General features: G+C 64.8%; 21 protein-coding genes and 2 tRNA genes. 13 read left to right on the forward strand and 10 right to left on the reverse strand.

All coding sequences use genetic code 11. The features are described from left to right. Positions 1–8 precede the first annotated feature (8 nt). The gene (locus MK181_08325) at positions 9–1,523 is read right to left on the reverse strand and encodes an AMP-binding protein (GenBank protein ID MCH2419805.1); all 1,515 of its coding nucleotides are present in this window, start codon (positions 1,521–1,523) and stop codon (positions 9–11) included. A gap of 48 nt (positions 1,524–1,571) precedes the next feature. After that, the gene (locus MK181_08330) at positions 1,572–1,877 is read right to left on the reverse strand and encodes a hypothetical protein (protein MCH2419806.1); all 306 of its coding nucleotides are present in this window, start codon (positions 1,875–1,877) and stop codon (positions 1,572–1,574) included. 145 nt (positions 1,878–2,022) lie between these two features. Between MK181_08330 and MK181_08335 the strand changes: the two genes are divergently transcribed. Together MK181_08335 and MK181_08340 are read left to right on the forward strand one after the other, a co-directional pair. After that, entirely contained in the window at positions 2,023–3,252 is a 1,230-nt protein-coding gene (locus MK181_08335) for a CoA transferase (GenBank protein ID MCH2419807.1), read from the forward strand. A gap of 148 nt (positions 3,253–3,400) precedes the next feature. Next, on the forward strand, positions 3,401–4,276 hold the full coding sequence (locus MK181_08340) for a P1 family peptidase (GenBank protein MCH2419808.1): 876 nt from the start codon (positions 3,401–3,403) through the stop codon (positions 4,274–4,276). A gap of 224 nt (positions 4,277–4,500) precedes the next feature. Here the strand turns inward: MK181_08340 and MK181_08345 are convergent, their stop codons facing one another. Beyond that, positions 4,501–4,659 carry a hypothetical protein gene (locus MK181_08345; protein MCH2419809.1) on the reverse strand — a complete coding sequence of 53 codons (159 nt, stop codon included), beginning with the start codon at positions 4,657–4,659 and terminating at the stop codon, positions 4,501–4,503. A gap of 28 nt (positions 4,660–4,687) precedes the next feature. Here MK181_08345 and MK181_08350 point away from each other — a divergent pair, with 28 nt between their 5' ends. Further along, positions 4,688–5,773, forward strand: coding sequence for a beta-lactamase family protein (locus MK181_08350; GenBank protein ID MCH2419810.1), 1,086 nt, complete (start codon positions 4,688–4,690; stop codon positions 5,771–5,773). A 33-nt stretch (positions 5,774–5,806) separates the two neighbouring features. On the opposite strand, the gene MK181_08355 is transcribed toward MK181_08350, so the two are convergent. Then, entirely contained in the window at positions 5,807–6,970 is a 1,164-nt protein-coding gene (locus tag MK181_08355) for a glycosyltransferase (protein MCH2419811.1), read from the reverse strand. 85 nt (positions 6,971–7,055) lie between these two features. Here MK181_08355 and MK181_08360 point away from each other — a divergent pair. From MK181_08360 to MK181_08375, 4 genes are all read left to right on the forward strand, one after another. Continuing rightward, positions 7,056–7,128 (forward strand) — tRNA-Ile (locus tag MK181_08360). 148 nt (positions 7,129–7,276) lie between these two features. Then, positions 7,277–8,044, forward strand: coding sequence for a hypothetical protein (locus MK181_08365; GenBank protein MCH2419812.1), 768 nt, complete (start codon positions 7,277–7,279; stop codon positions 8,042–8,044). A 45-nt stretch (positions 8,045–8,089) separates the two neighbouring features. Then, complete coding sequence (locus tag MK181_08370) at positions 8,090–9,805, forward strand: DUF5671 domain-containing protein (protein ID MCH2419813.1); 1,716 nt, start codon at positions 8,090–8,092, stop codon at positions 9,803–9,805. Between the two features lie 41 nt (positions 9,806–9,846). Continuing rightward, entirely contained in the window at positions 9,847–10,368 is a 522-nt protein-coding gene (locus MK181_08375) for an SRPBCC family protein (GenBank protein MCH2419814.1), read from the forward strand. Between the two features lie 6 nt (positions 10,369–10,374). Here the strand turns inward: MK181_08375 and MK181_08380 are convergent, their stop codons facing one another. The 3 genes from MK181_08380 to MK181_08390 form a co-directional block, all read right to left on the reverse strand. Beyond that, positions 10,375–11,058, reverse strand: a complete 684-nt coding sequence (locus MK181_08380) for a nitroreductase family protein (GenBank protein ID MCH2419815.1) — start codon at positions 11,056–11,058, stop codon at positions 10,375–10,377. After that, complete coding sequence (locus MK181_08385) at positions 11,055–12,200, reverse strand: nitroreductase family protein (protein ID MCH2419816.1); 1,146 nt, start codon at positions 12,198–12,200, stop codon at positions 11,055–11,057. Before MK181_08385 ends, MK181_08380 begins: the two co-directional genes overlap by 4 nt. Before the next feature lie 63 nt (positions 12,201–12,263). Beyond that, on the reverse strand, positions 12,264–12,836 hold the full coding sequence (locus MK181_08390; GenBank protein MCH2419817.1) for a hypothetical protein: 573 nt from the start codon (positions 12,834–12,836) through the stop codon (positions 12,264–12,266). A 91-nt stretch (positions 12,837–12,927) separates the two neighbouring features. On the opposite strand from MK181_08390, the gene MK181_08395 reads away from it, so the two are divergent. Together MK181_08395 and MK181_08400 are read left to right on the forward strand one after the other, a co-directional pair. Next, on the forward strand, positions 12,928–13,701 hold the full coding sequence (locus tag MK181_08395; protein ID MCH2419818.1) for an inositol monophosphatase: 774 nt from the start codon (positions 12,928–12,930) through the stop codon (positions 13,699–13,701). A 41-nt stretch (positions 13,702–13,742) separates the two neighbouring features. Next, positions 13,743–13,819 (forward strand) — tRNA-Val (locus tag MK181_08400). 88 nt (positions 13,820–13,907) lie between these two features. Here the strand turns inward: MK181_08400 and MK181_08405 are convergent. The 3 genes from MK181_08405 to MK181_08415 all read right to left on the reverse strand — a co-directional run bounded on the left by MK181_08405 (position 13,908) and on the right by MK181_08415 (position 16,889). Continuing rightward, a complete protein-coding gene (locus MK181_08405; GenBank protein MCH2419819.1) occupies positions 13,908–15,119 on the reverse strand; it encodes a M24 family metallopeptidase in 1,212 nt (403 codons plus the stop codon). Positions 15,120–15,131: 12 nt separating this feature from the next. Further along, positions 15,132–15,893: a hypothetical protein gene (locus tag MK181_08410; protein ID MCH2419820.1), complete on the reverse strand. Its 762-nt coding sequence runs from the start codon at positions 15,891–15,893 to the stop codon at positions 15,132–15,134. A 90-nt stretch (positions 15,894–15,983) separates the two neighbouring features. Beyond that, positions 15,984–16,889 (reverse strand): SDR family NAD(P)-dependent oxidoreductase, encoded by a 906-nt coding sequence (locus tag MK181_08415; protein ID MCH2419821.1) that lies wholly within the window; start codon positions 16,887–16,889, stop codon positions 15,984–15,986. Between the two features lie 185 nt (positions 16,890–17,074). Between MK181_08415 and MK181_08420 the strand changes: the two genes are divergently transcribed. The 4 genes from MK181_08420 to MK181_08435 form a co-directional block, all read left to right on the forward strand. After that, positions 17,075–18,244, forward strand: a complete 1,170-nt coding sequence (locus MK181_08420; protein MCH2419822.1) for an aromatic ring-hydroxylating dioxygenase subunit alpha — start codon at positions 17,075–17,077, stop codon at positions 18,242–18,244. A gap of 12 nt (positions 18,245–18,256) precedes the next feature. Beyond that, the gene (locus MK181_08425; GenBank protein ID MCH2419823.1) at positions 18,257–18,649 is read left to right on the forward strand and encodes a RidA family protein; all 393 of its coding nucleotides are present in this window, start codon (positions 18,257–18,259) and stop codon (positions 18,647–18,649) included. A gap of 5 nt (positions 18,650–18,654) precedes the next feature. After that, on the forward strand, positions 18,655–19,716 hold the full coding sequence (locus MK181_08430) for a hypothetical protein (protein MCH2419824.1): 1,062 nt from the start codon (positions 18,655–18,657) through the stop codon (positions 19,714–19,716). 69 nt (positions 19,717–19,785) lie between these two features. After that, on the forward strand, positions 19,786–20,296 hold a 511-nt coding region (locus MK181_08435; protein ID MCH2419825.1), incomplete at its 3' end, for a DUF1295 domain-containing protein.

A 20,296-nucleotide genomic window follows, 5' to 3' on the forward strand; every position in this document is an offset into this window, starting at 1 on the left:
TGTCGCCGTCAGGCAGTGGAACCGTCGCCGAGGTGGGCCAAATCGGCCCGCAGGGCCCGCCGTAGAAGCTTTCCGGTGTCGTTGTAGGGGAGGGCGGCCACAAACTCGACGTGGTCCGGGGTGCGGTTGGAACGCAGCCGGTCGCGGACGGTCGAGCGGAGTTCGTCGGCAGTTGCCGCACACCCGGGGTGCAGGACCACTGCGGCGACGATCCGTTCACCCCACTGCCGGTCGGGTAGGCCGATAGCGGCGGCGTCGGCTACCGCTTCGTGGTGCAGAAGGGACTCCTCAATTTCACTTGGAGAGATGTTCTGCCCGCCTTTCACGATCACGTCGTCGATGCGACCCGTCACGTGGAGGAAGCCGTCAGCGTCCATCCACCCACCATCGTGGGTTAGGAACCAGCCGTCGTCGGTCAGGCGAGGAGGCGAGTCGCGGTACTCGCCGGAGACCTGTTCTCCTCGGACCCAGATCTCACCGGCTACACCGATCGGTACTTCGTCTCCGAGGTCGTCGCGGATCGTGATCTCGATGGCGGGGAGCGGTCGTCCCGCTGACCCGAGGCGTGCCCGGATCGTGGGTTCTGCGCTGGCCATGGCCTCCCGATGGTCGTCAGGCCCCAGGAGGGCCACCGTTGAACTGGTCTCGGTTAGCCCGTAGGCGTTCACGAAGGCGGTGGTTGGGAGCAGCTCCAGGGCTCGACAGATGGTCGGAAGCGGCATTCTGCCGCCGCCGTACGAAAGCGACCGCAGGGTAGGTAGCCCGGGACCGTCGGAACCCTCGGAATCTAGGAATCCGACGATACGCGTCAACATGGTCGGGACCACCATGGCGCTGGTCACCGACTCGGCCCGGACGAGGGCGACCCAATCGGCGGCGTCGAAGGTGGGAAGTTGCACGACCCGCCGTCCTGCGTAGACGTTGGAGAGGATGGCTGCGATGCCGGCCACGTGGTACGGCGGCACGCTCACCAGCGCAGCATCGTCTTCGGACGCCTGCATGAACTCCACCGATCCCAAGACGTACGACACGAGGTGTCGGTGGCGCAGCACTGCGGCTTTGGGCTGACCGGTGGTGCCGCTGGTGAACAACACGATGGCGGTGTCCTCGCCGGTCATGGTCCAGTCCGGGTCCTGCGGCTCGACGCCGCACACGAGGTCCAGCAGTCGGTGGCGTTCGATGACGTCAATCCCGGCGTAGCCGGCCAGGCGGTCGGGGTCGTCGGGGTCTACGACGACTACCGCCGGTGAGACCCTCGTAGTCAGTGCCAACAACTCCTCGTCGGTCAGCCGGTAGTTGAGAGGGACAAAGGGCAGGCCGGCCCAGGCTGCCCCGAACAGCGAGATGGGCAGAGCAACCGACGACAGATCCGCCATGGCCACGTGCGTGTTGTCGCCGCTCCGGAACCGCTCGGAGGCCGCCCCGGCCTTGTTGAAGAGGCCCCGGTAGGTGAGACCACCGTCAGCCGAGCCGATCGCAACCCGGTCGCCAAATCCCTCTGCTGCCATCTCCAGCAGCATCATCAGGTTCACGTTGATACCCGCTGTCGTTGTGGAGCTGCTGGCCGGGGATCAGTCGGAGGAGGGAAGCGGCTTGGCGTCCTTGAGCTCCAGGAGCATGTCTCCGATGCTGAGGGAGCCGTCCCCCGGTCGGGTGCACAACACCTCGACCGTCTCGTCTGGGTCCACATAGCGCTTGCCCAACAGGGTGCCGTCCGATGCCCCGTCCGTAGACACGCCGTCACCGGCCCCGGTTTCCGCCGGAACCATGGGTACACCGCCACACCGGAGGTCGACCTCGCCGGCGCCCTTCACCACGATCACTTGGGTGCTGCAGACACTGCTGGCGAACCGGCTTCCGGGCTTCAGATCTGACATCTGGCGGGTCTCCTGATGGGGCGGTCCGGTCCGCCCATGATCCCCTATGGGTCGACCCCGGTGCTACTCGGACTTGGGTCACGAAACCGGGGCCTGGCCTCCTCCGACGAGTTGACGGAAACCCGGTTGCTACCATCCGGCGGCCATGGCTGGTAGTTCCGATCCCGCTTGTCTGGTGGACGAGCTGACTGCCGACCACTCGGTCGGCGGCGACGCGTCGTCAGGTTGGGCCGCCTCGGGGGCAATGGCCCTCACCGGTCCGGCCGACGGTCTATCCCGCCCCGCCCCGGCTGCCCTCGTTGACGGCATGTGGCGCCTTGTCGACCGGTACGAGGCGCTGGGTGGCGACCCGACCGACGGCCCTGCGCTGCTCGGGGAGCGGGCTGCGCTGGCGGGCATGGGCCGACGAGGAGCGACCTCGGTGGGCGGACATGCACGCCTGATGGCCGCTAGGGACGGACCGGTCTGTGTGAACCTGGCCCGACCGGACGATCTGGCGGCACTTCCGGCGCTGCTTGGCGAGGACGTGGACCCCCCCTGCTGGCCCACTGTCGAACAGATAGTCCGGCGTTGTCTGTCGGCGGAACTGGTCGAGCGCGCCGACCTGCTGGGCATGCCACTGGGGGCACCCGGAACCGGCCCTGGGCGTCCTGCGGCCGTCACCGCCGGTGGCTCCTCGACCCGACGGTATGACCAGATCCTGGTGGTGGAGTTGGGGTCGTTGTGGGCTGCGCCACTCTGTGGTGACCTGCTCCGTCGGGCGGGTTGCCGGGTGGTGAAGGTCGAGAGCCATGCCCGGCCCGACGGTGCCAGGCGTGGCCTTGCGGCCTTCTTCGACCTACTGAACGTCGGCAAGGAATCGGTTGTCGTCGACATGAGAACCGGGGCCGGCCGTGACGCTTTACACCGCCTCGTCTCGTCAGCGGACGTAGTGGTGGAGGCCAGCCGTCCGCGGGTGATGCGCCAGTGGGGGGTCGACGTTGACGTTCTGGTCGAGTCGGGCACTGTCTGGACATCGATCACCGGCTACGGGCGCACCGGACCTCGGTCGTCCGGTGTGGCGTTCGGAGATGACGCTGCGATCTCGGGGGGCCTGTTTCTGGAAGAGCCGCTGGGCTTCGTGGCCGACGCGGTAGCCGATCCTGCCACGGGGTTATTGGCCGCGGTCCTGACACTCGCCGCCCTGAAGAGCGGTCGGGGTCACCTGCTGGACGTCTCGCTGGCCGGTACGGCCAGATGGCTGACGGGCGACGGCCGGATGGTCGACGTCTCTAACGGCGTGGAGGTGGCCCAACCCAGGGCCCGGAACGCCGATGCACCGGCCAGAGAGATGGGTGTCGACACCGCCTCGGTAATGGCTGGACTTCTTACCTGAGGCGGGATCAGATTCGTGGGCCCACGACAGGTGGTGCCATGTACGACGAGGATCTTCGGCGTTTCGACGTACGTACGGTGATGGCCGACTACAACAACCGGGTGGCGGCCCTCGGGCCACCGGGAGCAGCGCACTAGCGTCGTCCACCGTGAGGTTCCCAATCGACGGCGTGCGGGTCGGCCACTGGACCGATGCCTCGTCTCGGACCGGTTGCACGGTGCTGCTGTTTCCGGTCGGGACGGTGGCCTCCGGTGAGGTACGGGGCGGCGCGCCGGCGACTAGGGAATTCGACCTGCTGGCACCGGAACGGACCGTGGACCGTCTAGACGCCCTGGTGCTGTCCGGTGGCTCGGCGTTCGGCCTGGCCGCCGCCGACGGGGTGGTCGGCCTCCTGGAGGAGAGGGGGGTGGGCTATCCGACGGGCGCCGGGCCGGTCCCCATCGTCGTCGGCCTGTCGCTTTTCGACCTGCTGGAGGGCGATCCGACGGTCCGACCTGGGCCGGCCGAGGGACGTCGGGCCGCCGAGGAGGCGTCCGACGATCCGGCAATCGGGCCCGTGGGGGCGGGGGCCGGCGCCACCGTCGGGACCTGGCGGGGCCGGGACCACGCCCGACCGGGAGGGATCGGTCTGGCCGTCGCTCGGCGGGGCGACCTGGTGGTGGCCGCCCTACTGGCCGTCAACGCCGCTGGGGACGTAGGCGATCCGGCCCAATCGGCTGCCGTGGCCGACGGTGTCTTCGCCGGGTGGCCCGAGCCGGAAGCGGGGCCCCTCGTCGGACGGTCCAACACGACCATCGGTGCCGTGGTCACCAACGCCCGGGTGTCCACTCACGGCTGCCTGCTCCTTGCCCAGTCGGCCCATGATGGTCTGGCCCGGGCCGTGTTCCCGTCCCATACCCGGATGGACGGCGACGCTCTGGTTGCCGCGGCCACCGGCGACAAGGCGGTCGACGAAGGCGACCTCGACGTCCTACGGGTTCTGGCGGTCGCCGCCGTGGAGCGGGCTGTCCTCACCGCCTGCTGACCGGGCCGGTCCGGCCGTCAGAACGGGGCCCGTCGGTAATCTGCCGGGGATGACCCCCTCAGAGGTACTTGCAGGGACGACAACCGGTGCCGCTTCGCGGATCATGGTGAACTAGCGGGTGTGGGACACGCGAGGTGGAGACCAGGCGGATCCTGTCTTGTAGCGCTCAGCCTTCTTGCGGCGTCGTGTAGTGGCGACTCCGAGCAACTCACCGAACTGAAGGATCAGGTCGCAGCCCTCGAGGAGAATGTCGAGCAGACCACGACGGCGGTTGCTCCGGCTACATCAGCGACAGCAAGTACTACATCGACTACTTCCGCGCCTTCCACGACGATCTCAACCACCACCCAGGTACCGGCCACGACCACGACCACGACCACCATCACGTCTGTTCCAGAGGAGCCGACAGTGGTGACTGAGCCTCCGACGACCACCGTCGAGGCCGAGCCGGTTCCCGCCATTTACGACTTTGCCGCCATCTCGCCAATCGTTCAGGACTTCATCGACAAGAAGCAGCTCAACGGCGCCGGCCTGATTGTGGTGCAGCGTGAGGACGGCGTTGTCTACCACGACCACTGGGGAGACTTCGGTCCAGATCGGATCTCGCTGATCGCCTCGTCGTCGAAGATGGTCGTAGCAGGCGTCCTCATGCGGCTCCACGACGACGGCCTCCTAGATATCGATGCACCGGTGGCCGACGTCGCCGAGTGGGGGACCGGGAACCCCGATATCACACCGGCCCAGTTGATCTCCAACAGTTCTGGCCTTGTCGGCCTGCTCCCGGATCTGACTTTCGCCCCGTACATGTGCCAGTGGCTTCCCAGCGGCACGCTCCAGGAATGCGCCGAGCAGGTGTTCACCACCACTTACGACGATGCAGACGTCGTTCCGCCGGACACGGAGTTCCGGTATGGCGGCGCCCAGTGGCAGGTCGCAGGTGCCGTCGCTGAGGTGGCCTCCGGGAAGTCGTGGGCGGTCCTGATCGACGAGACATACGTGCGGCCGTGCGGCCTTGAGGCACTGGCCTTCAACAACCCCTTCGCCCAGTTGGAGAGCGAGTCGTACCGCTACCCGGCAGCGTTCAACAGCGACCCGTCAACCCTCTCGCCGACCGACAACCCGAACATGGAGGCCGGCGCCTACGTGACGACGGGGGACTACGGCGCACTGCTCCTGATGCACCTACGCGGCGGCATGTGTGGAGATTTACGGGTCCTCTCCGCCGACTCAATCGACCGTATGCACTCTGATCGGATCTTGGAGGCCTTCGGGGGTGTCGCCTGGGGTTCCGGAACCGGGTACGGCATGGGCTGGTGGGTGGATCGTGAGACAGGGCGAATAAGCGACGGTGGCCTCTACGGCACCGTGCCCTGGCTAGACCTTGAGGACGGCTATGGCGCCTACCTGGTGGTCGAAGCTGACTCGCTGACCGGAAACGCACTTGCCGACCTGTTGTATGACGTCGTGGAGGTAGCGGTCGCCAAACGAATCCAGTGACCGTTCGTTGAAGGGACCCCGTCGGGTGCGGCGTCAGGAGCGGACACCCCGCCAGGTAAGGCGGGAACCCAACAGGTGGCTGGTCGGGGTGACAGCGGCTAGGGCAACCAGGAAAGCGGCCAAGGGGCCGAGCCCAAACCAGTTGACCAGGGCATTGATGACGGCAAGCCGCACGAAGAGCAGCACCCCGAGCGCCAACTGCACACCGACGAGGCGCCGGAGCCGGTCCAGGGCGCTGCGGGCCGCCCGACCGGCGAAGGTCCACAGGTCGTGGAGAAGGACGGTTAGGAGAATCCCTACCTCTCCAGCGATGGCCGCCGACCGGGTGAGGTTCCAGCCCTGCACGTCGAAGATCCAGAGGAAAGCCAGGGCATCGGCGATCAGAGCCAGGCCCGTGACGGCTAAGTAGCGAACTAGCGCCCGGCTCCGCAGGGGGTACAGGCGAAGACGCATTAGGTGGCGGAGGTAACCGACGTAGTGGCCGATCGCCACCTTGGACTGGCCTCGCTGGCGTTCCAAGAACACGTAAGGCCTCTCAACCACCCCGCGCACGTCGCCCCGGGCCAGAACCTCCAAAAGGATCTTGTAACCCACCGGATTGAGGTCGGTGTCGGCAACCACCTCACGGCGGACCACGAAGTACCCGCTCATGGGGTCGGTCACCCGGCCGACTGTTCCCGGGAGGAGCAGCAGGCCCAGGGCCTGGGCACCGCGGGAGAGCAAGCGCCGGGCTGTCGACCAGTTAGAAACCCCTCCTCCAGCGACGTGCCGGCTGGCCACGGCCACGTCGGTACGGTCGTCCATGGCGGTGAGCAGGTCGGCCATTACCTCCGGCGGATGCTGGCCGTCACCGTCGATCACGCCGAGGAGTTCGCCCCGGGCGTGTGCCCATCCGCAGGTCACCGCGGTAGCCAGGCCAGAAGCACCGCGTCGTCTCAGCACCCGTAGTCCCGGCAGGTCGTCGACCAGGGCACCGGCCACCTCCCAGGTGCGGTCCGGACTGTCGTCGTCGACCACGAGCACCTCGAAGCCGACCCCGGTGGACGAGAGAGTCCGGTGGAGTCCTCGCAGGAGTGCCTCGATGTTGGACGCCTCGTCGTAGGTGGGGACGACGACGCTCAGTCGTACCGAGGGATCATGATCTCTGGAAAGGGAAAGTGGTTGGCCGTCCACCTCGACGACCGCGTGGCCGGTCACGGTCGCTCCTTGCGGTGTCCGTCGGGGTCGGGGCGCAACGTATCGGATCGGAGGCGGTGGCCGTGTGGCCTGCCAGAATGCAGGTGGGCCGGTAGCTCAGTGGTTAGAGCAGGCGACTCATAATCGCTCGGTCGTGGGTTCGATCCCCGCCCGGCCCACGAGGTCCGACCACGAGTGCAGGGGTCGGTTAGGGAATGCCGACCGATTTGAGCCAGGTTGTCCACCGTCCTGGTGGAGAACCGGCCGTTATAGGTGTGACTGCCCTGTGGTTGGCGTGCACGCCTCTGGTCGGTGGAGGATGGCGGCGTGCCCCGATCGGTATTCGTCCACGAGACCATCGACATTGTCGGTCAGGGCCAATACGCCTACATGGATCACGTCCGGGGCGAGCCGACCAACCGGATGCCGGACATGACCACACTGCAGGGCTCCTTCTTCGTCCTCGGCTTCGGCGGTGGACGTTGGCCCCAGGTGGTGAACATCTGGGACTGCGGTGAGGATGGCTGGGAGGGATGGCGGCGAAACCTCGACCGGCTCAACCTGAAGCGTCGCAGCGCCTTCTACGGCGACTGGTGGGACGAGGCTTCCCAGTGGAGGACCGGAGGGTACGACCGGGTGTGCGCTGGGGTTCCCGGGTCCCCAACCACGTCAGAGATAGCCGAGCGGGGCATAAGGGGGTCGTTGTTCGTCAACGAGGTGTTCACGGTCCGACCGGGGACGCAGGTGGAGTTCCTGGCCGGGGTGGTCGAACGTCGGGTTCCCGTGTTCGCCGACCACGGGGTAGTGGCCACAGGGCTTTGGGAGGTGACCACTAACTCCACGGAAGTGGTCATGGTGTGGGCCACGACCGTCGACGACTGGGTCCGGATGCGCCGCAGCCTGGACTCTGCCCGTGGTCTCGACGACGGGGATCCCGACGACCGCCTTCTCGATTGCCGGGTCCTGGTCGACAGCTACGTGACTGCCGGCGACACCCGGCTAATGACCCCGCTCCCCGGGACCATCTACGGCCCGGAGGGTTGGGAAGAAGCCGATCTCGACGACTGGCTGGAGGGCACGATCCCGGAGAAGTGACACCGGCCCGCTGACCTGCCGTGCGAGGCTTCACGAGGAGGTCTCGTGGAGTTCATTCTGCTCATCGGGTTGGTTTTCGGCATCGTCGTATACCGCAGACGGGCTGATGGGCGCCGGGTCGACATCGGTCTGATGGCTCGCCGACTCTTCGAGTTCGGCTTCCTGTACGGCCTGGTCGTGGCCACCGCCATCGGCGCCACCGGTGCCCTGAGCCGCCTGGTAGAGGTGGTGGAGGACGGTCGCCGGACCGAACCGGAAGGACTGGCCCTCTGGCTGAGCCTGGTGATTGTGGCCGGCTTGGCCCTAGTCGGCATGGTTGTCTGGCTTCGCCGACGGTTCCAGACATCAGAAACCGAGGCGGGATCCGGCGGGTGGTCGTTCTACCTGTCGGCCATGGACCTCCTGTCGACCGGCATCGTCGTGGCGTCGGCCATCAACGTCCTCGGGTGGCTGCTCGACGGATGGTCGTTCAGCTCCTGGTCCGTGGCCGCTGTACCGGTCTGGCTCATCGTCTCGGTCATTCACTGGCGCCTACCCGGCACCCGCCGCCTCCTCCACTACCTAGTGGCCTCGAGCGCCGCCCTCCTCGGTATGGCGGTCAGCACAGTGGTGATCGTCGAACACCTCCTCCAATGGGCTTACGAGGGAGCGATGCCCGACCCGCTGCCCTTCCACTACGTCGGGGACACCTCGTGGGCGAACAGCTGGGACGGCTTACGGGGATCCCTGGCGCCCCTACTGGCCTTCGGAGTGGCCTGGTGGTGGTACTGGTGGCGGCACGCCCGGACCTTCGAGCGCAGCCCAGAGCGCGATGGCTACGTACTCGTTGTAGGGGTGCTGGGCGGCCTGGCCACCACCGTGGTTGCCGCCTCAGGCATCCTCCACACGCTGCTCTCGTGGCTGCTCGTCGGGTCGTCGCGTGACGGCTCGGCGGTTGACCATTTCCACATCCTGTCGGTCTTCGCCGCACTCCTCGTGGTCGGCATGGCCCTGTGGGCCTACCACCGACGCGAGGTCCCCCACGCCGTGCACCGGCAGGCCGACGGTCGAGACGAGGTGGCCCGTCTCTACGACCACCTCGAGTCGGGCGTGGGACTGGTGGCTTCAACCATCGGAATGGCCGTCCTGCTGGGCATCGTGTTGAACGAGGTGTTGCCGGCTGGCGAAGACTGGGACATCGACGTGGACGAGCTGGTGGCCTTCGCCCTGACAGCACTCCTTGTCGGGGGACCGATCTGGAACCGGGCCTGGCGGCGGATCAAAGCCCATGCCGGGACGGTGGCTGAGGAGACATCAGCCGTTCGACGGATCTACCTGTTTGCCGTGTTCGGCACCACGGCCCTTGCGGTGCTGGGGAGCTTCCTGGCCATGGTCTACATGGTGGTGTTCGCGCTCCTGGACGGGAGCCTCGAAGCCGAAACCCTGGAGGGCTTCCGCATCCCACTGGCCCTCGTCGGCGCTACGGCCGGCGTCGCCGTCTACCACGGCCGGGTGCTGCGGTCCGGCCTGCGGGCTGTTCCGGTGTCCAGCCGCCCTTCACCACGCACGGTGACCGTGGTCGGACCCCCCGTCCCCGCCTTGGTGGCGGCCCTCCAGAAGTTGTCCGGCCTGAGGCTCGTCGAGCACCGACGGCTCGACGTCTCCGGCGAGGTCGACCTTGACCCGGAGCCCGTCGTCGAGGAGGTACGCACCGGATCCGGAAACATGGTCGTGGTGGTGTCGGCCGCCGGCTCTACCGAGGTCATCCCGGTCGCTGACTAAGTAGCCATCCGGACTGCTCCGGCTGGGCTTACCCCAGGGTTGTGGACCACCATCGGGACGTGGTCATCGAAGAGGGCACAGACAGCGGTCGGGAGGAGGTCCCGGGTCACGAGGTGAGCGTCGTTCGTGATGTCGCAGCGGGCCCGGAGGTCGTCTGGGACCTGGTTAGCGACCTGGTCGGCATGGGGCGCTGGTCGCCCGAGAACCAAGGTGGGCGTTGGATCGACGACGCGACCGGGCCGACCGTAGGGGCTGTCTTCCGGGGTCGAAACCGCATCCGGTGGCGTCGGTGGCAGACCAACGTGACCGTCATCGAGTGCGATCGGCCTCGCAGGTTCGCGTTCCGTCTGAAGATCGGTTCGCTGGGAGGCTGCGACTGGTCCTACGACATCGTGCCCACGTCGGACGGTTGCCGGGTCACTGAGTCATGGGTCGATGACCGCTCACCGGCCCTCGCCCGGATCGGGTGGCTGTTCACCGGGGTGGCCGACCGGGCCGCTCACAACCGGGCCACCATGGAGCGGACACTGGAGAACCTGGCCGCCGCAGCCGAGGCAATCTGAGCGGATTCAGTCCCAGCCGTTCCAGGAGGTCACCGCGGCGGCTCCGCCGTCACGTTGAGCGGGCCGGAAGTCGGTACCCAGGGTGTGGCCCACGGTAATGAGCGCCACCTGGCTTACCGAGTCGTGGGGGATGCCCAACAGGGCGGAAGCCTCCTCTTCGAACATGAGGTGGATGGTCGTCCAGCAGGTGCCCAGTCCTCGTTCCCGGGCGGCCAGCATGAAACTCCAGGCGCTAGGGATGATGGATCCCAGGACCGATGCCGCTCCCATACCCGACCGGTCGATCCGGCCCTCGATGCACGGGATCACCATGGCCGGCACCCGGTGCATGTTCTCGGCCAGGTAGGTGGCCGACTCCATGACCCGCATCTGCTGAGCGGCCCGATCAGTGGGAGCGCCGTCGGCCAGTGCTCCGGCGCTAACCGCCATCGTGGTGTACAGGTCCCAGCCGCGGCGGTACAGGTCGGCCAGACCGGCCCGCTTGTCGGCGTCGGTGACGACCACGAACCGCCATCCCTGCCGGTTGGACCCGGTCGGTGCCTGCACCGTGTACTCCAGGCACTCCCGGAGCAGGTCGTCATCCACCGCACGGTCGAAGTCGAGCCGCTTACGGACGGCACGGGTGGTGGAGAGCAGTTCGTGGACCGAGAGGCCCAGTGTCCGATCATCGCCGGTCGGTTGAACGCTCATCGGGAGCCTTCCACCAGGTCGCGAATTCCTTCGATGCACCGTCGCATATTGACCGCCTGTTCCTTCTGGCGACTAGCGATGATCTTCGCCTCCATGTCGGGCATCTGTTCGATGACCGCCGTCAGGCCCGACGGCCCTGGTCCCAAAACCATGGCGAACCGTAACCGAGCGGCCCCGGCCAGCGGGATCAACTCGAGGCTCCACTGGGCGGCAGGGTTATCGGCGTCCACCGAGTTCCAGGCGAACAGCCGGTCGGGCTCGTAGCCGACCACGTGGCAGGTCACCTCCCATTCGCCGCGATCGTCGCGCCGGTTCCTCCCGAGGAACGTGGCTCCCACGCCGGGCTCGCTGGAGATCCACTCGGCACCCTGGAACTCATTGCTGAACTGGGCCGGCAAGTTGATGTCGACGACGTAGGGCCAGATCTCCTCGGGCGGGGCCTTCACGTCGACCTCCACAGTGACCCCGGGGCCATCAGCGAGCATCGGTGGACCATCGGCGGGGCCCTGCGTTGTGCGGCCCCAGCGGTCGAACCAGGTGATCTCCCGGGCTGATTTGCGAGGCGCCGGTTGGAACTCACCGCCGGTCGTCCACCCCACAGGGAACAGCACGATCTGGCTCACTCCTGCCGGGATGTCCAGCAAATCAGCTACCCGGTCGGCGGCTGCCAGGTGGAGAGTCGTCCAGGCGCTTCCCAGGCCGCGGGACCGCAGGGCTAGGCAGAAACTCCAAGCGGCCTGGACCACCGAGTCAAAAAGGCCGGGCCGTCCGCCTCCGTCGTGCTCGCCGTAGATGGTGACCAGCACGAGAACCGGGACATCCTGCATGTGTCGGGCAAGGTGGGCGCCGGACTGGAGGGTCCGCTCGTTTCGGTGGCCGCTGCCGGCAAACTTTTCGGCATTCTCCATGATCCAGTTGCCGCCCGATTCCCGGTAAAGGTCAGCCAGAGCGGCCTTGGTGGCCGGGTCCCGGATGACCAGCCACCGGCGACTGGTCTGGTTTCCACCCGTCGGAGCCTGCTCAGCGATGTCGATGCAGTCCAGCAGGACGTCCTCGGGCACATCACGTTCCAGGTCGAGTCGACGACGGACCGACCTCGTCGTGGTCAGTAGCCGGTCGGTTTCGTCTACGGGGAAGCCCATGACCGGATTCCACCACAGGCCATTCGGCCCGCCGTGGTCGGGCTAGCCAGGGTGACGGGCCTGTCAGGCCTCCTCGCCCAGCCAGGCCGGCGCCTGGTCGAGCAGGTACTCGCTGATGGCCCGAGACCGGTCCAGGGCATCACACATCCAGTTGGTGTCGTCGCCCCGGAACAGGGAGGCCAACGGTGTTTCCAGACGGGCTGTCACCCCGATGGACCGTTGCGGGGCATCAGTGACCATCTCAAAAGAGTCGACGGCCGACACCTGGGTGGGCAGGTCGGGGCCGCCGAGGCCGGCCAGCTCGGTGGCCAGCACCAGAAGATCGGGGCCGTGCTCCAGCGGGGGGAGGGCCCAGGTGAACATCAACTGCACCACCAGATCGTCGCTGGGGTCGACGTCCTCGGGCAGTGACATGACCTCGTCCTCGAAGGCCATGAGGGTGCGGGGCTCAAGGTCCAGAGAGAGGTGGAGGTCGAGGGGGCCGCCGCAGGCCGCCTCCGGGTGTAGGTCGACCTCGAAGGCCTGACGCATCGAGTAGGTCTCGACGAAGTGCCTCTCGTCGTGCACGTGGAAACCGTGCTCGGCAGCATGGTCTTTGAGATCGGCGATAAAACCGGCGATGTCGACGACGGCCACTAACGGTCCTCCGGGTCCACGGGGTTATGTGTTGAACAACAGGGTAGAGCCAACTATCAACCGCGGCCCAGTGGTTTGGCACACTTGTCCAGTGACCGATGACGTCGAACGGCTAGGAGACCCCGCCTCCGTTCTGAGCGACCTCCACGACGCCGTGGATGCGGTGGCGGCCGCTTTCGAAGGCCTTGAGGACTGGGGCCCCTCGGAGGGGCCGACCGGCCAGTACGTGAGCGACGTGGTGGCGGACCGGGTCGTGCACGGGATCCTCGACCCGCTGGGCTACGGGGTGCTGAGCGAAGAGTCTGGTCTGACCGCTCCAACTGTGGACGGGGCGCCGGTGGTCGTCGTGGATCCGTTGGACGGTTCCACCAATGCCTCCCGGGGCCTGCCCTGGTTCGCTACCAGCCTCTGCGCGGTGAGCTCCGACGAGCCGTTGGTGGCCGTGGTGGCCGACCTGGTAAGCGGGGTCCGCTACGACGCAGTGCGGGGGTGGGGCGCCCGCCGGGATGGCGAGCCGATCGCCCGGACAAGCGCCCCGCCGCTGGACGAGGCGATGGTGGGCCTTTCCGGGCTACCACCCCGCCATCTGGGGTGGGGCCAGTATCGGTCCCTCGGAGCAGCGGCCCTCGACCTGTGTGCGGTAGCCGACGGCCGCCTGGACGGCTACGTGGACTGCTCGGTCGACGCTCACGGAGTGTGGGACTACCTGGGAGCCCTGCTGGTCTGTTCAGAGGCCGGCGTCGAAGTAGTGGACGCCTTTGGCCGGGAATTGTGCGTCCTTGATCCGGAGGTTCGCCGGACCCCGGTGGCTGGCGCCGGCCCGGCGCTGGCTGAGGCCCTGATAGAGGCCCGTCGCACCTTCTAGGGCCGATTGGACGAAACGCCGCCGGTAGGGTGCCCGCTTCCGGGCGCGTAGCTCAGATGGCTAGAGCACCTCCCTTACAAGGAGGGGGTCGGGGGTTCAAGTCCCTCCGCGCCCACCAGGAACATTGAGAAACCAGGACATTTCGCCGCGCTGGAAGTCGTGGGGGAGCGTTGATGCCGGACCCGGACCGATCGAGGTTCTCTCGGCTATAGCCAGTCCTCTTGGTAGGGGGTGAGGCCGAGCGGGACGGCGCCGGCCTCGGTGATCAGCACCATCTCTTCGAGCTTGACGCCGTCAGGGCCGCCGGTCTCGCCGGCGTAGCTCTCGATGCACAGGGTCATGCCGACCTCGAGCTCGCCGTCGTAGCCGCCGCCGTATGCGCCGGGGATGTGGAGCTTGTCGGGCGACATGATGATCGGCCACTCGTTCTCGAGGCCGAGGCCGTGGAAGATCGTGGTGAAGTTCTGCTCGGCGAGTTCCGCCGAGTAGCAGAAGCCCTTTTCCATGAGCTCGAGGAACGACAGGCCGGGCTTCAGCAGCTCCATGTTGCGGTGGACGTGCTCGAAGCAGGCGGCGTAGAGGCGGCGCTGCCGGTCGTCGGGCGTACCGTCGACCATCCACGTGCGGGAGATGTCGTGGGCGTAACCGTACGGGCCGATCAGGTCGGAGTCACAGCCGATGATGTCGCCCTGTTGGATGACCCGAAGGCCGGTCTCCTGGGCCCACGGGTTTGTCTTCTCGCCAGACAGGAGATAGCGGGCGTTGATCCACTCGCCTTCCCACTCGATGTTGGCGGCGTGGAGATGAGCCCAGATGTCGGACTCGGTGACGCCGGGCTTCGTCGCCGCGAACATGCGCTCGAACCCGTCGTGGCAGGCCTTCGCCGACAGGCGTTGCGCTTCGAGCTCTTCGGGGCCCTTGACGGCGCGGGCCCGGTAGATCGCGGGGTGGCCGTCGACGACGCGGATGCCGCGACGCTCGAGTTCTACGGCCTGGAAGTGGCTGAGGCGGTCGATGCCGACCCGCAGGTCGTCGGGCGACGTGCGGCGGATGAGTGAATCGATCTGGTCGGCCCACTCGCGCAGCGAGGTGTCGAAGTTGTCGGCACCGTCGCTCATGAAGCCGACCGGGCGGGCGACGTGCACAGCATCGATTGTGTCGAGGTGGCCGTGGTAGGCGTCGTGGCCGGCAACCCAGTCGAACAGTTCGGTGGTCCCGTCGGCGGCCATGAACAGGTAGCGGCACTCGTGGTTGAGGGCGTACACCTGCACGTTCCGGGAGTCGGTGGCGTAGCGGATGCTGACCGGGTCATAGATGAGCAGGGTCGGGATATCGAGCTCCTGCATCATCTGGAGTAGCCGGTCCTTGCGGTAGTGCCGCATCCGGTGGACCGTCGCGTCGGGCAGGGTCTCGACCATCAGAGCCGCCTCTCATTCGGGGCCGTAGCCGGGAGTGTTTCGCCTCCCTAGCAGGGCGACCACCGGAATAGCAGTCAGCAGAAGCACACTCCCGAAGATCAACATCGGGTTCACACGCTGGGGCTCGTCTTTAGATTCGGGGCGAGAATCAAGACTATTGAGCACCGCGATATTTTCTGGCGGTGGGGGAGTCTCGTACCAGCGACTCACGCCCCCGACTCCTTCGTTACGGTTGGGAACGTTCGCAACCGGAGTCCCGAACTTCTCCACATAGCCAATCGATACCGTGAATCGTGCGGGTTGTGTTCCCGATATGAGTACCTGGTAGGTCCCGTCACTTCCTATTTCAGTGTGTTCGAGCAGCCGGACGTAGTTAGTCCTGCTGAAGGGTTCCGCAAACTTCACGCGGAGGTCAGCTTCGAGCTCGAGCACCGTTTGATCGGGACGCACCAGTTTGACCGCGGGAAGGGCCACCTGAGACAGGGCGTTTTCTGGAGCGAGGTCCGGAATGAGGAGGGACAGGATGATGTTCTCGCCCTGTGGAATCTGAAATTGGAAGCCCCTCTGATCGCCTGGTGCGAGCAAGGTTCCGTAGAGCGCGAAGGAGATCCGACCGTCAGGCAGGAAGGGCCCCTCAGCGGGCTCACTCTGCTGCTCTTCGAGTAACAGTGGGTCGTGGGCCTGAGCCACTGGAGCACCAACTGAAACACCGGCAAGCAAGGTCAGCACCACGGCACCAAGTCGTGCAATCCTTCGATTGTGCAAACGTTTCATAGTCAGTCGCCTTAGGACAGGTTTCGATCTCCACGGAGGTTTCAGCCGCCTCCGAGAGGAGGTGTTGTGAGTTGAGCGAAGATTGCTGTGCTAGTTCTCCACTTCAACTCCGCCGTGTTTCGTCAAGCGGAGTTTGGTCATCGGTTCAGACGCGTAGGGATCTGCCCGTGGGGCGTCCTTGAATCGTTCACGTGCTGAAATGGGTATCGCACCGTCTTCATCTACCAGCCCGTAGTGGGAACCCAGATCTGTAGTCCAGTGGACTCGACCAGTCATTTCGAGCCGGCCTTGGTCTGCAGCAACGGCGGCTACCACCCTCCCTACAAAGATTGGTGTTTCGACGCCCTCGGTCAGGACCGAGGCACCTGCAGATGCTTGGTCTTGGATGAACTCAGTACGAACAGGTCCAGGTCTGAGGCCGATCACAGAGACACCTTTCGATAGGAGTTCTAAACCGAGATCGTGGGTCATGCGATCTAGTGCAGCCTTCCCAATGCTGTAGGCAGCATTGAATAGGTAAGTGAACCCTGCAGGGCTAGTGATGTTGAAGATCATCGAACCCTCGTGTTGCAACAACAAAGGGGCGGCACTTCTAGAAGCCACATAGTGCGAGCGAAGTCCGATTCCGACTTGGCCGTCCCAGATTTCCAGCGGGTGTTCCCAGAAACCTCCTTCCCAGGCGGGAGGGTCGGGAATCTTGAAAACGTTGTTCACGAGGATGTCCAAGCCGCCGTGTTCCGATTCCACGAGTTCAAATAGTCCGTCAATCTCGCTATCAACAGCGTGATCAACTTCAACGGCATGGCCTTGGCCGCCAGCTAGCGATACGAGTTCTGCAGTCGTGTCAATCGTGCGGTCACCGCTTCCTCTAGTACGGCCCGTCACATACACCGTCGCGCCCGCCTCACCGAGTCCGATTGCGATTCCCTTGCCGATCCCCCGACTAGCACCTGTAACCACTGCGACTTGTCCGGCGAGCGGAGATGTTCGATTCATTTGAGAAGTCCTCCAAGTTCTGGGGGTGTTGCGTCTCTCAGGACAGGATTCCATCCTCCAGTAGTGAAACGCACAGGTCAAAGTGGCTATCCGGCTGGCTGGTGAGTCCAGTTGAAGTTCAGACACCTCACTTGGGATGCCTCAAGGCCCAGTGCTACCGTCCCCACGCGATTAGGGGGTCCAACTTGTCGGACGCAGACAACTCGATCTTCTCGTCCGCCCGCTACGACGCGACCCGTGCACCGATTGAGGACGCCGCGCCTCTGCCACCTGACGTCTACTTTTCTCAGGAGTGGTACGACCGCGAGATTGAGACAATCTTCCGGAAGCGTTGGCTTGTCGCTACTCGTGAAGAAGAGATTCCAAATCCGGGTGATTACGTCCGGTTGGACATCGTGGGTGAACCGTTGTTGATCGTCCGCGATGACGAAGGCCAGGTTCGGGCTCTATCGGCATCCTGTCGCCATCGCGGTTCGGAGTTGATGACTGGCCATGGGAACTGCCGCAAAATTGTGTGTCCCTACCACGCGTGGACCTACTCGCTTGAAGGGAAGTTGCTTGCGGCGCCGTCAATGAAAGATGCGCGGGGATTTGAGAAATCTGATCACAATCTTCCCAGCGTGCGTGCCGAAACCTGGGGTGGCTTCGTATTTATCAATTTTGACCCTGATGCCGTCTCACTCATGGAGTCGCTCGGTGGACTCGTTGACCGTCTGGCCAGTTATCGATTCGAAGAGATGAAAGTCACCAAAAAGTGGGAGAACCGGTTCAACGCGAACTGGAAGATCTGGGTGGAGAACTCCCGGGAGGGCTACCACGTGCCGACCGTGCACCGCGGATCTCTTGACACCTTCTACCCCGGTGCCGTTCGAACCGTCTTTCAAGCTGAGGGCGAACCGATGGTGTACGCGATCAACAGTAGCGACAACGAAAACGGTCTCTACGTTCCCCGCAACCACACCCTGCCCTTTGTTGACGGCCTCTCAACCCAAGACAACGAGAGCACCCACTTCATAATCCATTACCCGCACCTTCTCCTGAACGTTCCTCCCGACCGGATCACGTTTCACCAGTACTTTCCAGAGGGGCCCGAATGGACACGGATCGTCTCGTGGTGTTGCTTCCCACAGTCCACTATCGACCTACCCGAGTTCGAGACCGAAGTTGAGGAGAAGTACTACCCGTCGATGGATGTGTTTCTCGCCGAAGACAAGGGTGTGTGTGAGATCGTTCACCGAGGCATCGGCGGACAACTCGCCAAGTTGTCGCGGTACTCGCCGACGGAAGAACAAACCGTTCACGAGTTCTCTAACTACGTGCTCGACCATGTTCTCGGCCCGGCGAACAGCCGCTGACAGGGTGCTGAAGTGACCACCCGCGAGAACATCTCTATACCTAACGTCGCTGAACCAGTCGATGCACGGGCGGGGTCACAGTGCATCCGTAAGGGCAACCTGTTGTTTATCTCCGGCCAGATCGCCTTTGACAACGGAGAACTGGTTGGGCCCGACGACCCGCTAGAGCAGTGCCGCCAGTGCCTTCGACATATCGAAAGCTACGTCGCTAAGGCTGGCGGGACGCTCGATGACGTGGTGTCGCTCGACATCTTCCTCACCGACATCGGATACCGGCCAGCCGCAGGCCAAGCCCGGGCAGAGTTCTTCAAAGCGCCTGGTCCCAGTGCCACGGTTGTGGGCGGAGTAGATCTCGCCTTTGAGGGGCTCCTGGTGGAGATCAGCGCTCGCGCTGTCCTGTCCTGAAAGTCATGAAGGACGGGTGGGCTCAGACTGTTCTGGGGCCGGTAGATGCCGCAGATCTCGGCATCACGCTGGCTCACGATCATGTCCTCATGGACGGCTCGTTCATGTATGTCGATCCACCAGCCAGTGTCGATCAGCACTTCGCCGACGAGCAGATCACGCTCGATAACCGGGGTTGGGTCGCGTATCACTGGACGTCAAGTCATCACAATGTGCATCTCGATTCCGAGGATGTGGCAATCGCAGAGTTACAGCGGTTCGTCGCTGCTGGCGGACGCACTGTCGTGGATCCCACCAACAAAGGCCTTGGCCGCGATCCGGGACCCCTTGCCCGCATCGCGAAAGCAACAGGTAGCCACATCATCATGGGTTCCGGCTACTACCTGGGCGGCACACACCCTGACGACATGAGCGACCGGGCGATGGATTCCATTGCCGAAGAGATCATGGCCGACATCCAGGTCGGGATTGGGAACACCGATGTGAAGGCTGGACTGATTGGTGAGATCGGCTGCACTTATCCCTGGCTGCCCAACGAGAAGAAGAGCCTCCGGGCCGCAGTGGCTGCTCAAGTCGAGACCGGAGCACCCCTCATGGTTCATCCCGGCCGTGATCCGATATCGCCCGTGGAGATCGTGGAGATCGTGGATCAGGAAGGTGGCGACCTCAACCGCACGATCATCTGTCACATTGACCGTACCTGCACCGATCGGTCCTGGCTCAGTGACATGGCGGCTACCGGCTGCTATCTGGAGTACGACCTATTCGGTAACGAGAGCTCGTGGTACCCGCCTAACCCAAAGGTCGACATGCCCTCTGACGCCGAGCGAATGGATGTCGTGCTCTGGCACTTTGAACAGGGCTTGGAGGACAAGGTGCTCCTATCACACGACATTGCCACCAAGCACCGGCTCCACGCATACGGCGGTCTCGGATACGACCATCTGCTCACCAACGTCGTACCTCGTTTACGTCAGCGAGGACTATCCGAAGCAGAGGTCAACACGCTGATCATTGATAACCCTGCTCAGATATTCGGGTTCGCATCACCAGACGGATCTCTGTAGTGAAGGTTGTGATGAGTGTGTCGTGCGATCTGCTGTGAGTAGCCCGGTGAGAGACCACCAGTTGGTGTTGTGAAGACCTCTACCTCCGTTCTAGCTATCGGCACTGCGATCCTGATCGGGGTTCTCGTGGCCCTCGCTGGGAGCTCCGGAGGCCTTCGGTGGGGCGGCTTCCCGATCTTCGCGTGGGGCGCCCTCCTGGTCTTCTTGGTGCAGTGGGTCGTGTTTGTTCCTTCATGGTTTGCCCACACTGAGCACTTCTTCGACCTGACGGGGTCCCTCACGTATCTCGCCGTTGTTGCCCTCACACTGCTCTCCCGTGGTTCCGTAACCCCCTATTCCTTGCTTGTTGCCACCATGGTCACGGCCTGGGCGTTGCGGCTCGGGGCGTTCCTCGCGGCTCGTGTCAGGGCCGCTGGTTCCGACTCCCGATTCGATGCCATGAAGTACCGGTTCGCCTGGTTCCTTATGACCTGGACCCTGCAGGGACTCTGGGTCCTGCTGACCGCCGGGGCTGCCTTGGCCGCCATCACTAGTCCCGAAGACCGGCAAATCGACGCCTTTGCCCTCCTAGGGGCGGCAC

The sequence above is a fragment of the Acidimicrobiales bacterium genome, assembly GCA_022452035.1.
Taxonomy (GTDB): Bacteria; Actinomycetota; Acidimicrobiia; order Acidimicrobiales; family MedAcidi-G1; genus UBA9410.